12 protein-coding genes are annotated in these 15279 nt (G+C 65.2%); 4 read left to right on the top strand and 8 right to left on the bottom strand.

Annotation, left to right across the window (positions count from 1 at the left end):
- Nucleotides 1-550: 550 nt before the first annotated feature.
- Nucleotides 551-2293: a YbaL family putative K(+) efflux transporter gene (ybaL, locus tag QX070_RS24480; RefSeq protein ID WP_315739715.1), complete on the bottom strand. Its 1743-nt coding sequence runs from the start codon at nt 2291-2293 to the stop codon at nt 551-553.
- A gap of 164 nt (nt 2294-2457) precedes the next feature.
- Here ybaL and QX070_RS24475 point away from each other — a divergent pair, with 164 nt between their 5' ends.
- Nucleotides 2458-3021, top strand: coding sequence for a DinB family protein (locus QX070_RS24475; protein ID WP_315739713.1), 564 nt, complete (start codon nt 2458-2460; stop codon nt 3019-3021).
- Nucleotides 3022-3245: 224 nt separating this feature from the next.
- On the opposite strand, the gene QX070_RS24470 is transcribed toward QX070_RS24475, so the two are convergent.
- The 7 genes from QX070_RS24470 to QX070_RS24440 all read right to left on the bottom strand — a co-directional run bounded on the left by QX070_RS24470 (nt 3246) and on the right by QX070_RS24440 (nt 10995).
- A complete protein-coding gene (locus QX070_RS24470; protein ID WP_315739711.1) occupies nt 3246-3803 on the bottom strand; it encodes a GNAT family N-acetyltransferase in 558 nt (185 codons plus the stop codon).
- A gap of 169 nt (nt 3804-3972) precedes the next feature.
- The gene (locus tag QX070_RS24465; RefSeq protein ID WP_315739710.1) at nt 3973-5142 is read right to left on the bottom strand and encodes an acetyl-CoA acetyltransferase; all 1170 of its coding nucleotides are present in this window, start codon (nt 5140-5142) and stop codon (nt 3973-3975) included.
- Between the two features lie 71 nt (nt 5143-5213).
- Entirely contained in the window at nt 5214-6197 is a 984-nt protein-coding gene (gene denD, locus QX070_RS24460) for a D-erythronate dehydrogenase (RefSeq protein ID WP_315739709.1), read from the bottom strand.
- 219 nt (nt 6198-6416) lie between these two features.
- Nucleotides 6417-7325, bottom strand: a complete 909-nt coding sequence (locus QX070_RS24455; protein WP_315739708.1) for a carbohydrate ABC transporter permease — start codon at nt 7323-7325, stop codon at nt 6417-6419.
- Nucleotides 7322-8275: a sugar ABC transporter permease gene (locus QX070_RS24450; protein ID WP_315739707.1), complete on the bottom strand. Its 954-nt coding sequence runs from the start codon at nt 8273-8275 to the stop codon at nt 7322-7324. The genes QX070_RS24455 and QX070_RS24450 overlap by 4 nt, the downstream gene beginning before the upstream one ends.
- 268 nt (nt 8276-8543) lie before the next feature.
- Entirely contained in the window at nt 8544-9866 is a 1323-nt protein-coding gene (locus QX070_RS24445) for an ABC transporter substrate-binding protein (protein WP_315739706.1), read from the bottom strand.
- 67 nt (nt 9867-9933) lie between these two features.
- Nucleotides 9934-10995, bottom strand: a complete 1062-nt coding sequence (locus QX070_RS24440; protein ID WP_315739705.1) for a sn-glycerol-3-phosphate ABC transporter ATP-binding protein UgpC — start codon at nt 10993-10995, stop codon at nt 9934-9936.
- 304 nt (nt 10996-11299) lie between these two features.
- On the opposite strand from QX070_RS24440, the gene QX070_RS24435 reads away from it, so the two are divergent.
- From QX070_RS24435 to QX070_RS24425, 3 genes are all read left to right on the top strand, one after another.
- Nucleotides 11300-12379: a LacI family DNA-binding transcriptional regulator gene (locus QX070_RS24435; RefSeq protein ID WP_315739704.1), complete on the top strand. Its 1080-nt coding sequence runs from the start codon at nt 11300-11302 to the stop codon at nt 12377-12379.
- Nucleotides 12380-12517: 138 nt separating this feature from the next.
- Nucleotides 12518-14341: an IlvD/Edd family dehydratase gene (locus QX070_RS24430; RefSeq protein ID WP_315739703.1), complete on the top strand. Its 1824-nt coding sequence runs from the start codon at nt 12518-12520 to the stop codon at nt 14339-14341.
- A gap of 138 nt (nt 14342-14479) precedes the next feature.
- Nucleotides 14480-15214 carry an SDR family oxidoreductase gene (locus tag QX070_RS24425; RefSeq protein WP_315739702.1) on the top strand — a complete coding sequence of 245 codons (735 nt, stop codon included), beginning with the start codon at nt 14480-14482 and terminating at the stop codon, nt 15212-15214.
- Nucleotides 15215-15279 lie beyond the last annotated feature (65 nt).

Here is a 15279-nt window from a genome sequence, read left to right as displayed (position 1 = left end):
TCCTTGGCGCCAAAGACCGCCCCCAACAAACGACGCCCCTCTTGACAACTTACTCCCCATACAAGGTTCAGCCGGACCGACCCGGCCTTCCCTGCGCGATGGTTTTCACGCTTACTTCGCGATCTCCTCGGTGCACCGGCTTTTGGCCACCGTCGCCGTTGGGATCATCATGCCCCTTAGGCTTGGCATCAGCGTCGGGATGCCGGGACCACGCGACTTCACGTCCGCGCCATGCCGTTCGTCCGCGCAGACAAGCTACGCTGCGACACGTCGCGGCCACCGCCTCCCTGCCTCAACGTTCGTGACGATCGCGAAGCGCCCCTCGTGGCGAAGCAGGATGGCGGGAGTGAAACATATTTTCTGTAAAAACGAAACATGAATATTTTTCGCGCGGGGACTGGACAGGGCAAATCAGCCTGAAGGCACAAGCGAAATTCGCCGCTCGACGCAGCCATAGGCCCGAAGCCCGGATGAGCGAAGCGATATCTGGGGTCACACGAGCTGTGCGAATGAACCCGGGTGTCGCTTCGCTCACCCGGGGCTGCGCGTTCTACGCCTGGATCTGCACCCCCTCCGCCGTCCGCTCCGGCGCCAGCTCGGGGGCGGCGTCGGGTGGCCTCGTATCCAATTCCTCGATCATGCCGCGCGCGATCTCGCGCTCGCCCATGATGACCTTGTCGGCGCCCAGCGACTTGAGATGATCGACCTCGGCATCGGAATGCGCCCGCGCCACGATGTGCAGCGCCGGATTGGCGGCGCGCGCCTGCTCGACGATCTGTCCGGCCTCGAACGCCTCGGGGATGACGAGCGCGTGCGCCAGGGCCGGATTGGTCGCGCGCAGCACGTTGCTGCGGGCGGCGTTGCCTGTGATGTTCTCGACGCCGGCGCCTTTCAGTTGCTTCGGGATGTCCTCCGACGTCTCCACCACAAGGAACGGATGCCCGCGCTGCTGCAGCGCCTCGCCGACGAGGCGTCCGACGCGGCCATAGCCGACGATGATCGTGTGCTCGGTCAGTTGCGTCACCGGGATCTCGGCCGGCGGTGTTGCGGCCGGCGTCGAGGCATCGGCGCGGCGGCGCTCCAGCCGCGGCAGCAGCCAATCGAGCGCGGCGAACATCAGCGGATTGAGCATGATCGAGATGATGGCGCCGGCCAGGATCAGGTCGCGGCCCGCTTTCGGCAGCAGGTTCGAGGCGCCGCCGATCTCGGCGAGAATGAAGGAGAACTCGCCGATCTGGGCGAGGCTTGCGGAGATCGTCAGCGCCGTCGACGTGGGATGGCGGAATGCGATCACGATCAGGAACGCGGCGACCGACTTGCCGAACAGGATGATGAACAGGGTGGCGAGCAGCGGCCAGGGCTCGCGGATGACGCTTCCCGGATCGAACAGCATGCCGGCGGAGACGAAGAACAGCACCGCGAAGGCATCGCGCAGCGGCAGCGATTCCTGCGCGGCGCGCTGGCTCAGCGGCGACTCGCCGAGCATCATGCCGGCGAAGAAGGCGCCGAGCGCCAGCGACACGCCGAACAGTTTTGTCGATCCGAAGGCGACGCCGAGCGCGATCGCGAGCACGGCGAGGCGGAACAGCTCGCGCGAGCCGGTGTGGGCGATGTAGTGCAGGATCCACGGGATCAAGCGGCGGCCGACCAGCAGCATCACCGCCATGAACACGCCGACCTTGACGAAGGTCAGCAGCAGCACGCCGGTCAGCCCGAGGCCGAAGCGGGCAGCGAGCGGATCGGCGGCGGCGACGTCGCCATTGCCGTTCTGCAGGCTGGCAAAGGCCGGGATCAGCACCAGCGCCAGAACCATCGCGAGATCCTCGACGATGAGCCAGCCGACCGCGATGCGGCCACGCTCGGTGTCCATCAGCCGGCGCTCCTGCATCGCGCGCAGCAGCACCACGGTGCTGGCGACCGAGAGCGCGAGGCCGAACACGAGGCCCCCGCCGATCGACCAGCCCATCGCCCAGCTCAAGGCCATGCCCATCAGGGTCGCCACCGTGATCTGCACGATCGCGCCGGGCACGGCGATGGCGCGCACCGACATCAGGTCCTTGAGCGAGAAATGCAGGCCGACGCCGAACATCAGGAGAATGATGCCGAGCTCGGCCAGTTCGGTCGCCAGCGCCTGGTCGGCGACGAAGCCCGGCGTGAACGGACCGACGGCAACGCCGGCGAGGAGGTAGCCGACCAGCGGCGGGAACCGGAACCGCTGCGCGAGCGCTCCGAAGACGAAGGCCAGTCCAAGGCCGGCGACGATGGTCGCGATGAGGGGTGTGTCGTGCGGCATCTCAACTTGTTGCACAGCAGGCGCAGCGATGCACCGCGACCAATTGTGGCAGAGTTCCGCAACGCGCATGGGGATGGTGCACGGATGGCTGCGAAAATCGGTGGTGAATGGCGTGATCAGTTCCGTATGATCTGAAGCGAGCCATCACGGGGTGCCCTGTCCCAATGCCCGCCGATCTCGTCCAGACCTTTCGCGCCTTCGCCTATAACAATGCATGGGCCAATCACCGGCTGCTGACCGCCTGCGGCCAGCTCAGCGCCGAGGATTTCGCCGCCGAGCGCACGGGCTTTTTCCCGAGCCTGCAGCGGACGCTGAACCACATCTACATCATCGATCTGTTCTACATCGATGCGCTGGAAGGCGGCTGGCTCGGCCCGATGGCGTGGCAGAACGAGGTGCCGTTCCCGCGCCTGGCCGATCTTGCGAAGGCGCAGAGCGCGATGGACCGCCGGCTGATTGCGTTCTGCGAGGCGCTGACACCGGCGCGGCTCGACGTGAATGTACGCATCAACCGCGAGAGCCGCGTGCAGAACGAGCGCTGCGACCGCCTCCTGCTGCATCTGTTCCAGCACGACATCCACCACCGCGGCCAGGCGCATGCGATGCTGTCGAGCACGTCGGTGAAGCCGCCGCAGCTGGATGAGTTCTTTCCGGCGGATGACGCCTCGTTCCGGACGAAGGATTTTGCCGAGCTCGGCTTCAGCGAGGAAAAGGTCTGGAAGCCGTAGCCCGGATGAGCGCAGCGACATCCGGGGTCACACGAGCTGTCGCGATGGACCCGGATATCGCTGCGCTCATCCGGGCTACCAGAATGGCACCCTGGGGTGGGCAAAGGCGCTGCCGCGCTCTCTCCACGCGTGCGCTCGCAATGGCGCCGTGCCCACCATCCTGCTGATGCGCACGCCGCCCGACGGTGGGCACGCTGCCGCCTTCGGCGGCCGCTTTGCCCACCCTACCGCATCTCGCTCTTGGCCCACATCTCGCGTGGCAGCCGGTACATCACCTGCCGGCGCAGCGGACTGTCCGCCTCGACCCGCGGATGATCGAAATCGGACGCTTCGTCGCGGATCATGCCGAGCTTGCGCATGACGTTCTGCGAGGCGTGATTGGCCGGCGCGGCATAGGCGATGATCTCATCAAGGCCGAGCTCATCGAAGCCGAACGCGAGCGACGCGCGCGCTGCCTCCGTCGCGATCCCCTGCCCCCAGGCCGCGCGCGCCAGCCGCCAGCCGATCTCGACCGCCGGCGTGAACGGCGCGTCGAAGGTGACGCGGAACAGACCGGTGGCGCCGAGGAAAGTGCCGGTGGCGCGGTCTTCGACCACCCAGAAGCCGAAGCCGTGCGCGGCCTGATGGGCGATCTGGAAATCGATCCACCGGTCCGAGTCCTGCCGCGTTGGCAGCGCGCGGAGGAATTGCATCACGGCCGGATCGGCGGACATCGCCGCGAACGGCGCCCGGTCCTCGTCGCGCCACTCGCGCAAGGTCAGACGTTCGGTGGAGATGATCATGATAGGCAATCGGACCAGCGAATGACAAAGAGCTTCCGCATCGCGGAAGCTCTCCTGTATCACCGTCATTGCGAGGAGCGCAGCGACGACGCAATCCAGGGCAGCATGCTCGGCCCTGGATTGCGTCGCTTCGCTCGCAATGACGGAGGATAGACCCCCCGACAAATGGCTACTTCGCCGGCTCCAGGATTGAGACGTAGTTGGCGACCGCGGCGCCGCCCATGTTGAAGATGCCGCCGAGCTTGGCGTTGGGCAGCTGCATGCCCTCGGGCGCCGTGCCGGTGAGCTGCATGGCGGTCATGACGTGCATGGAGACGCCGGTGGCGCCGATCGGGTGGCCCTTGGCCTTGAGGCCGCCGGACGGATTGACCGGCAGCTTGCCGTCCTTGAGCGTCCAGCCTTCCTTGATGGCGCGGGCGCCCTGCCCTTTCGGGGTCAGGCCCATCGCTTCGTACTCGATCAGCTCGGCGACGGTGAAGCAGTCATGGGTCTCGACGAAGGAGAGATCGGACAGCGTGACGCCCGCCTTCTCCAGCGCGCGCTGCCAGGCCACCGTGCAGCCTTCGAAGGCAAGGATGTCGCGCTTGCTCATCGGCAGGAAGTCCTGCGCGTGCGCGGTGGCGCGGACATTGACCGCCTTGGCGAACGACTTCGCGGTCTCGCTGTCGGCCAGCACCAGCGCGGCGGCGCCGTCGGACACCAGCGAGCAGTCGGTGCGCTTCAGGGGGCCGGCAACATAGGGGTTCTTCTCGCTCTCGGAGCGGCAGAACTCGAAGCCGAAATCCTTGCGCATCTGCGCAAAGGGATTGGCGACGCCGTTCTTGTGGTTCTTGGCCGCGATCAGCGCCAGCGCGTCCGACTGATCGCCGTATTTCTGGAAGTAGCCCTGCGCGATCTTGCCGAACACGCCGGCGAAGCCGCCGACGGTGTCGCCATCCTCCGGCAGGTACGAGGCCTTGAGCAGGTTCTTGCCGATCTCCGGGCCCGGTGTGCGCGTCATCTGCTCGACGCCCACGACCAGCACGATTTTCGCGGCGCCGGCAGCGATGGCACGGATGCCCTGGTGCACGGCAGCCGAGCCCGTGGCGCAGGCGTTCTCGACCCGCGTCGCCGGCTTGAAGCGCAGCGCCGGGTCGGCCTGCAGCACCAGCGACGCCGTGAAGTCCTGGGGCGAGAAGCCGGCGTTGAAATGGCCGAGCACGATCTCGTCGACGTCACCGGCCGAGATGCCGGCATCTGCGATCGCCTCGTTGGCGACCTTGACGACGAGGCTCTCGACGGTCTCGGCGTCGAACTTTCCGAACGGCGTATGCGCCCATCCGACAATGCTGGCGGTCATGATCTCTCTCCCGAATGTCTCCCTCTCCCAAAATGGCGCTTCGCGCCATTCAGGTCCAGGGCCTGGCGTTCTCAGGCCACGAACTTACCACCGAGTTCGTCCTCGATGTGAATCCGGATGATGTCGTCGAAGGTCTTTTCTTCCGTGGTGAAGCCGAGTTCGCGGGCCCGCTTGGCCTCGAAATTCCGCGGCCAGCCGTTCACGATGCCGATGATGAAGGGATCGGGAACCCGCTTGATGCGAGCCGCGACGTTATCGCCAGCGACGCGCCGGAGCGCGGCAATCTGCTCGCCCACCGTCGCCGACAGGCCGGGCATGGTGAGGTTGCGGCGCGGGCCGATCCGCGCGGTGTCCATGGTCGCGGCATGCAGGAGGAAGCCGACAGCGGAGCGCGGCGTCGCGTGCCAGTGCCGGACGTCCTCGGAAACCGGCAGCACGGCCTCCTTGCCGGCCAAGGGCTCGCGCAGGATGTTGGAGAAGAAGCCGGAGGCGGCCTTGTTGGGCGCGCCGGGGCGGATGCAGATGGTCGGCAGGCGGATGCCGACGCCGTCGAAGAAGCCGCGGCGGGAATAATCGGCCAGCAGCAGCTCGCCGATCGCCTTCTGGGTGCCGTAGCTGAGCAGCGGCGCATTGACGAACTCGTCGCCGATCGCGTCGGGGAACGGCGCGCCGAACACCGCGATCGACGAGGTGAAGACCAGCCGCGGCTTGTAGCCGTCGCCGATCAGCCTGACCGCGTCGAACAGCATCCGCGTGCCGTCGAGATTGATGCGGTAGCCCTTGTCGAAATCGAGCTCGGCCTCGCCGGAGACGATCGCAGCGAGATGGAAGATCACGTCCGGACGCGCGGCGACCAGCTTCTCGGCAAAACCTGCGACGGCGAAATCGCCGGCGATGGTCTCGACCGCGATGGACGTATCGGGCTTCGCCGGCGCCACGATGTCCTGCAGGGTCATGCGGGTGATGGCGGCCTCGCCGAGGCGGCCGTCGCGAACGAGCCGCTCGACCAGCTTGCGTCCGACCATGCCGGCGGCGCCGAGAACGAGAATATGCAAGGGAGTGCTCCTTCAAAATGTAGGGTGGGCAAAGGCGCATAGCGCCGCACCCACCGCAGCACCGGGTGATGCCGGACGACGGTGGGCACGCTTCGCTTTGCCCACCCTACGAAAACTGGTCGTCATTGCGAGGAGCGAAGCGACGAAGCAATCCAGAGTCTTCTCCATAGCTCTGGATTGCTTCGCTGCGCTCGCAATGACGGAACACGCGAATCTCGCCTACTCCTTCACCGCGCCGGTCATCGCCGACACATAATGCTCGACGAAGAAGGCGTAAAGGATCACCAGCGGCAGTGAGCCGACCAGGGCGCCGGCCATCAGCGATCCCCATTTGTAGATGTCGCCGTCGACGAACTCGTTGACGATCGCGACCGGCACCGTCTTGTTCGGCGTCGACTGCAGGAAGGTCAGGGCATAGATGAACTCGTTCCAGCACAGCGTGAACGAGAAGATGAAGGCCGAGATCAGGCCGGGCACCGCGAGCGGCACCACGATCTTGACCAGGATCTGCCAGCGGCTGGCGCCGTCGATCAGGGCGCACTCCTCGAGCTCGAACGGGATCGTCTTGAAGTAGCCCATCAAGAGCCAGGTCGAGAACGGGATGAGAAGCGTCGGATAGACCAGGATCAAGGACAGCGGCGAGTCGAACAAGCCGTAGGCCTGGATCACCGAGGCCAGCGGGATGAACAGGATCGACGGCGGCACCAGATAGGCGAAGAAGATCAGCACGCCGACGGTGTCGGCGCCCTTGAAGCGCAACCGAACGATCGCGTAGGCCGCGAGCACGGAGGCGAAGATCGACAGCGTGGTCGCGCCGACCGCGACGTACATCGTGTTCCAGAGCCAGCGCGGATACTGCGTCTCGAACAGCAGCTTGGAGATGTGCTTGAAGGTCGGATGCACCACCCAGAACGGATTGTACTTCTCCATGTCGATCAGTTGCTCGTCGGGTTTGATCGACGTCAGCCCCATCCAGTAGAACGGGAACAGCAGCACCACGAGGATGATGAACAGCGGCAGATACAGCGTGATCAGCCGGCGCGGCAGCGATTCGAGGTAGCTCATGCCCTCGGATTCGTCGGAGCCGGCCGTGGTGGGCGCCTTGGCGTGCAGCGTGGTGTCGGTCATTGGTCGGATCCTTGCTGCCATTTGCGCCGTTGCATGCCGAACCAGGAGATCGCGATCGCCGCCATCAGGAACGGGATCATGGCGGTCGCGATCGCGGCGCCCTCGCCGAGCCGTCCGGAGATGATGCCGCGCTGATAGCTTAGCGTCGCCATCAGGTGGGTGGCGTTGACGGGGCCGCCACGGGTGAGTGCCCAGATCAGCTGGAAGTCGGTAAAGGTGAACAGCACCGAGAAGGTCATGACGACTGCGATGATCGGCGTCAGCAGCGGATAGGTGATGAAGCGGAAGCGCTGCCAACTGGTGGCGCCGTCGAGCGTGGCGGCCTCATAGAGCGAGGGTGACACGGTCTGCAGGCCGGCCAGCAAGGTGATGGCGACGAACGGCACGCCGCGCCAGATGTTGGCGATGATGACGGAGGCACGCGCCCAGTTGGTGTCACCGAGAAAGTTGATGTTCTGAGTGATGACCCCGAGCTTGATCAGCGACCAGGAGATGATCGAGAACTGCGAATCGTAGATCCACCAGAACGCGATCGCCGACAGCACGGTCGGCACGATGAAGGGGATCAACACGATGGCGCGGATCATGGCCTTGAACGGCATGTGCCGGTTCAGCAGCAGCGCGAGATACAGGCCGATCGCGAATTTGATGGCGCTTGCCACGATCGTGTAGAGCAGCGTGTTGAACACCGACAGCCAGAAGATCGAGTCGTCCCACAGCCATTCATAGTTCTCGACCCCGACGAAGACGCCGGTGCGGCCGATCTTCTCGTCGGTGAAGCTCATCCAGACGCCGAGCCCCAGCGGATAGGCCAGGAACAGGATCAGGAAAGCCGCCGCGGGCAGCATGAACCACAGCGCGATGACATTGCGGTTGGTCTTGATGCGCACCCATGCCGAGGGCTCGCCGACGGCGGCGCCTCGCGGCAACGAGGTCTGAATGGTACTCATGGGTCGAGCAGCTCCCTTCGAACCGTAGGGTGGGCAAAGCGTAGCGTGCCCACCGGCGTTCGGGACGGATAGAAAAGTCGTTCCGTCATTGCGAGCGAAGCGAAGCAATCCAGGGCCGAGCAAAGAAACTGGATTGCTTCGTCGCCTTCGGCTCCTCGCAATGACGACAGTCAGCAACCCGTATGGTGGGCACGGCGCGCGATAGATCGCGATCTCTCGATTCGATCTCGGCGCGCCTTTGCCCACCCTACAAGGTCGGCGATCCTCCTCAGCGGAAGATGCGCTTGGCGGAGCGCTCGGCGCTCGCCATCGCCGTCTTCACGTCCTCGCGGCCCGTGCAGTAGTTCGCGAACATGTCGACCAGGACGAAGTCGGCGATCGCGGCCGCAGCCGCCTCGCCGAGCTTGCCGAGGCCGGCCGGCGTGGTCGCGGTCGCCGCGACCTCACGATACGGCGTGTTCTTCGGATCGACCGTCCAGATCGGGTTGGCGTCGTAGCCTTTGAGGAAGTGCGACAGATAGCCCTGCGCCGCCTCGATCCACGGATTGAACTGCTCCGGCTCCAGCAGGAAGGCGGTGAACGCCTTGCAGGTCTGCGGGTACTTGGAGAAGTTGAACACCAGGATCGGGAAGCCCAAATGCATCTCGCGGGTCTTGCCGTCGAGGCCGGGCGGCAGATGCGCGTGGTTCATGTCCTCGGCGATCTGCGGCGCCTCCTTCTTGGCGGTGACATAGATCGAGATGCCGTTGACGGTCGCGTAGAGCTGGCCGGCGAGGAACGCCTTGTTGTTGGACGAGTCGTTCCACGACGCGGTGCCCGGCACGAAATTGTCGTACAGGCCCTTGACGTATTCGAGCGCCTTGGCGGTCTCAGGCGAGTTGATGACGACCTTGTTGTCCTTGTCGATCAGATTGCCGCCATGCGCCCATAGCGCCCAGTGCACCCAGCCATTGGCGTCGCCCGAGGCGTGGCCGAGCGCCATGCCGCCCGGGGTGCCGTTCTTGTTCATCGCCTTGAAGAACTCGGACAGGCCGGCGAGATCCTTCGGGAACTGCTTGAAGCCGGCCTTCTCGGCCGCCGAGATGCGGTAGTTGACGAGGCCGCCGGTGGCGGCCACCGGGATGCCGATCCACTTGCCGTCGAGCATGCCATAGGCCTTGCCCGAGTCGGTCCAGCCGCCGCACTTCTTGCCGAGGTAGTCGGCGACGTCGGTCATGTCGACGCACTTGTTGGAGAACAGGAAGGGCAGCGTGTAGAGGCCCCACACCATGTCGAGCCCCTGCCCCGTATTGGCCGCGACCGAGGCCTTGGGCTGGACGTCGTCATAGGATTCGTTGGAGACGTTGATGGTGACGTTGTTGGCCTTCTGGAAGGCGTCGACGATCTTCATGAAGGCCACGTCCTCGGCCTCGACGAAGCGCTTCCAGCGCATCATGTTGATCTTGGCGCCGGGCTCCGGCTTGAAGGGCGAGGTCTGCGCCCAGGCCTTGGCGTAGCCGAGCAGGTCCTCGGCCGACATGGTCGCGGCAGCCGCCAGCAAGGTCGCGCCGCCCTTGAGCAGAGACCGTCGATCGGTGGGGAAATGAGCCATCTGAAGTTTTCTCCCGTTGAGTATTTTGCTTGTTTTGCTTGTTGTCAGTTCCGCGCCGTGCGGCTGGTCAAATTCTCCGGCCGCTGTCCTTGTCGAACAGATGCGCCGCCGACGCGCGCGGACGCAAATGGATCTTCGCCCCAGGATTGACCTCGTGGCGATCGCGGAACACCGCGATGATGTCCTGGGTGCCGATGCGGGCGACGATCTGCGTCTCCGAGCCGGTCGGCTCGACCACGACCACTTCGGCCTCGATGCCGTCATCGGCGAGTTCGAGATGCTCGGGCCTGACGCCGTAGACGACGGGGCGGCCGTCGGAGGCAGCCGGCGCGGTGAGGATCGGCAGCCTGGCGCCGTTCTCGGTCTCGACATAGACCGAGCCGTTGGATTTGAGGTGGCCGTTGAGGAAGTTCATCGCCGGCGAGCCGATGAAGCCGGCCACGAACTGGTTGTCCGGCTTGTCGTAGAGATCGAGCGGCGAGCCCATCTGCTCGACGATACCGTCGTGCATCACGACGATCTTGTCGGCCATCGTCATGGCCTCGATCTGGTCGTGCGTCACGTAAACGGTGGTGGTCTTGAGCCGCTGATGCAGCTCCTTGATCTCGGTGCGCATCGCGACGCGCAGCTTGGCATCGAGGTTCGACAACGGCTCGTCGAACAGGAACACCTGCGGATCGCGCACGATGGCGCGGCCCATCGCGACGCGCTGGCGCTGGCCACCGGAGAGCTGGCGCGGATAGCGGTCGAGCAGCGGCGTCAGCGCCAGGATCTCGGCGGCGCGCGCGACGCCCTTCTTGATGTCCTCGGGCCGTGCGCCGCGCAGCTTCAGCGAGAAGCCCATGTTGTCGGCGACCGTCATATGCGGATAGAGCGCGTAGTTCTGGAACACCATCGCGATGTCGCGCTCTTTCGGCTGCACGTTGTTGACGACGCGCTCTCCGATCGAGATGGTTCCGGCGGTGATGTTCTCGAGCCCTGCGAGCATGCGCAGCAGCGTCGACTTGCCGCAGCCGGACGGCCCGACCAGCACGACGAACTCGCCATCCTCGATCGGAATCGTCACGCCGTGCAGCACCTCGAATCCGCCGAATGATTTGCGCACGTCGCGAATTTGCACCGACGACATCAATTTCCTCCTCAAAGACCGACAGCATTGGCTGCTTGCCGGCGGCATTCTGACCGTTGTTCTCGGCCGTTTGATCAGGCCGCTTGTCGTTTTGTAGTCTTGGTCGTGCAGTCTTGTTTTTGGCAGTCTTGTTTTTGGTGGTCTTGTTGTTGGCTCTGGTCGCTCCGACTGGATCTGAAACAAGGACCAGCTCGGCTGACATTGTCCGCAGTTCAGTTCGCTTCCGCAATGCCTCGCTTAGCAACCGCGTGATAGCGCTGTCAATATCGCTTGTGTACCAGACCGCCTATGCTATGAGCGAGGCATGGGACGGAAACGCATCGAGCCGGGCAAAGTCCGGCTGACCGAAGTTGCGGCACTGGCGGGCGTCAGCCCGATCACGGTGTCACGCTTCTTCCGTAATCCCGCCACGGTCTCGGCCGGCCGCCGCACGCGGATCGAGAGTGCCGCCAAGGAGCTCGGCTATGTGCCGAACCTCGCCGCCCGCGCGCTCGCTTCGCAGCGCACCGAAGTGATCGGCGTGCTGATACCGTCCCTCACCAACAACGTGTTCTCCGACGTGCTGCGCGGCATCTATGACGCGTTCGAGGGTAGCCGCTACAGCATCCAGCTCGCCAACACCCGCTACAGCGTGCTGCAAGAGGAACGCCTGTTGCGGCTGTTCCTGATGCAGAAGCCGGCCGGCTTGATCGTGACCGGTCTCGACCAGACGGCGGAGAGCCGGTCGATCATCCAGGCAGCGGACTGTCCCGTCGTGCAGATCATGGAGCTCGGCGCCGACCCGATCGACATGATGATCGGATTTTCGCACGTCGATGCCTGTTTTGCAGCCATTTCACACCTTCTCGCGCAGGGCTGCCGCCGCATCGGCTTCATCGGCGCCCGCATGGACCCAAGGGTGCAGCGCAGGCTGCAGGGCTATCAGAACGCGATGAAGGAGGCCGGCTTGTTCGACCCGCGTCTCATCGTCACGGCGCCTGTTCCGACCTCGACCACAATGGGTGGCAGCCTGTTCTCCGATCTGCTGATGAAGGCGCCGGATCTCGACGCGGTGTTCTGCGCCAATGACGATCTCGCCCTCGGCGTGCTGTTCGAATGCCAGCGCCGGCACATCGCGGTGCCCGAGCAGGTCGCGATCGTCGGCTTCAACGACATGGAATTCATGGCCGCGGCGGTTCCGACGCTCACCAGCGTGCGCACCAATCGCTACGAGATGGGCCGGCGCGCGGCGACGATGATCATGGACGCCGTCGAAGGGCGTCCCGTGGCGGAGCGCGTCGTCGATCTCGGCTTCGAGGTGATCGAACGGCAGAGCTCGACCTTGCAGCGCGCCGCCGCAAGTCCGCAGCCCGCGTCGGGGCGCGCTTCCGGAACAAAATGGTAGCGCAACCAAAGACCATGAACTAGAACCACTCGAACCAACAACGACTTGAACGAAAGACGTAGGCGATCTTCGACAGCGGGCCGACGGCGCGCAGACGACGGACCGGCCTCGCCACGTTTGCACTGCGGGAGAAGACACATGACGAAGTCGAACGGGCATGCCGGCAACGGCGCTGACAAGAGCCGCAAGCTGCGCTCGCAGGCGTGGTTCAACGATCCGCACAATCCGGGCATGACCGCGCTCTATCTCGAGCGCTATCTGAATTACGGCCTGACCCGCGCCGAGCTGCAGTCGGGCAAGCCGATCATCGGCATTGCCCAGACCGGCAACGATCTCTCGCCCTGCAATCGCCATCACATCGAGCTGGCGCACCGCGTCCGCGAGGGCATCCGCGCCGCCGGCGGCATCGCGATGGAATTTCCGACCCATCCGATCCAGGAGACCGGCAAGCGCCCGACGGCCGCGCTCGACCGCAACCTCGCTTATCTCGGCCTGGTCGAAATCCTGTTCGGCTATCCGCTCGACGGCGTGGTGCTGACGACCGGCTGCGACAAGACGACGCCGGCCTGCCTGATGGCCGCGGCGACCGTGAACATCCCCGCCATCGTGCTCTCGGGCGGCCCGATGCTGAACGGCTGGCACGAGGGTCAGCGCACCGGCTCCGGCACCGTGGTGTGGAAGTCGCGCGAGCGGCTCGCCGCCGGCGAGATCGGCTATGAGGAGTTCATGGAGATCGTCGCCTCCTCGGCGCCGTCGGTTGGCCATTGCAACACCATGGGCACGGCATCGACGATGAATGCGCTGGCCGAGGCGCTCGGCATGTCCCTGCCCGGCTGCGCCGCGATCCCAGCGCCCTATCGCGAGCGCGGCCAGATCGCCTACGAGACGGGAACACGCATCGTCGACATGGTGTGGGAGGACCTCAAGCCCTCTGACATTCTCACCCGCAAGGCGTTCGAGAACTGCATCGTCGCCAACTCCGCGATCGGCGGCTCGACCAACGCGCCGATCCACATCAACGCGCTGGCGCGCCATGTCGGCGTCGAGCTCGACATCGACGACTGGCAGACGTTCGGCCATGACGTGCCGCTGCTCGTCAACATGCAGCCGGCCGGCTTCTATCTCGGCGAGGAATTCCATCGCGCCGGCGGCGTGCCGGCCGTGATCGGCGAGTTGATGCGCCACAAGCGCATCCACGAGGACGTCATCACCGTCAACGGCCGCAGCATGGGTGAGAATTGCCGCGAGGCGCCGAAGCCCGACGGCGACGTGATCTGGTCCTACGACAAGCCGCTGGTGAAGGACGCCGGCTTCCTGGTGCTGCGCGGCAACCTGTTCGATTCCGCGATCATGAAGACCAGCGTGATCTCCAAGGAATTCCGCGACCGCTATCTCGTCAACCCGAAGGACCCCAACGCGTTCGAGGGCCGCGCCATCGTGTTCGAGGGTCCGGAGGACTATCACGACCGCATCGACGATGCGTCGCTTGCGATCGACGAGCACTGCGTGCTGTTCATCCGCGGCGCCGGGCCGATCGGCTATCCCGGCGGCGCCGAGGTGGTCAACATGCAGCCGCCGGCGGCGCTGATCAAACGTGGCATCCTGTCCCTGCCCTGCATCGGCGACGGCCGGCAGTCGGGCACCTCGGGGTCGCCTTCGATCCTCAATGCGTCGCCGGAGGCCGCCGCCGATGGCGGGCTCGCAATCCTCAAGACCGGCGACCGCGTGCGCATCGACCTCAACAAGGGCTCGGCCAACATCCTGATCTCGGACGAGGAGCTCGCGAAGCGGCGCGCCGAGCTGAAGGCCAAGGGCGGCTTCCCGCACCCCGCCAACCAGACGCCGTGGCAGGAGCTCTATCGCAACACGGTGGGCCAGCAGTCCACCGGCGCCTGCATGGAGCTTGCCACGCGCTATCACAACATCGCCGGCACCGTCGGTGTGGCGCGGCATAATCACTAATCACAACGCACAAAGCCAACCCCTGTCATTGCGAGGAGCGAAGCGACGAAGCAATCCGGAGTCCTCGTTCGGCCCCTGGATCGCTTCGCTGCGCTCGCGATGACGGAAGACATCAAATCGCATCTCCAGGGAGACCCCATGTCCGACCGTCTCAAGGGCAAGCGCGCCTTCGTCACTGCCGCCGCTGCCGGCATCGGCCGCGCCTGTGCCATTGCCTTCGCGCGTCAAGGCGCCACCGTATTCGCCACCGACATCGATGAGAACGGCCTGAACATGCTGAAGAGCGAAGGCATTGCCGAGGTCGCGACGCTCGACGTGCGCAACACCGCGGCCGTGAACGCGATGGCCGAGCGGGTCGGCAAGGTCGAGATCCTGCTCAACGCCGCCGGCTTCGTGCATAACGGCACCATCCTCGACTGCTCCGACGACGACTGGGATTTCTCGTTCGATCTGAACGTCAAGTCGATGCATCGCACCATCCGCGCCTTCCTGCCGAAGATGCTCGATCAGGGCGGCGGCGCCATCGTCAACATCGCCTCCGCCGCGGGCGTGTTCAAGGCGGCGCCGAACCGCTACGTCTACGGTGCGACCAAGGCGGCCGTGGCGGCGCTGACGCGCTCGGTCGCCGCCGATTTCGTGGGCAAGCGCATCCGCTGCAACTGCATCTGCCCGGGCACGATCGAAACGCCCTCGATGCTGGGACGCGCGGCCTCGGCCGGCCCGAACGGGCTGGAGATGTTCATCTCGCGCCAGCCGATGGGCCGGCTCGGCACGGCGGAGGAGATCGCCCATCTCGCGGTCTATCTCGCCAGCGACGAGAGCGCGTTCACGACCGGCGTCGCGCATACCATCGACGGCGGCTGGACGCTGTAGTTCTGCTCCGTCATTCCGGGGCAGCCCGCAGGGCTGAACCCGGAATCTTGAGATTCCGGGTTCGC

It is taken from the genome of Bradyrhizobium sp. SZCCHNR1093 (genome assembly GCF_032381175.1).
In the GTDB taxonomy this organism is placed as follows: domain Bacteria; phylum Pseudomonadota; class Alphaproteobacteria; order Rhizobiales; family Xanthobacteraceae; genus Bradyrhizobium.
This window is presented reverse-complemented; position numbering and strand designations above follow the sequence as displayed.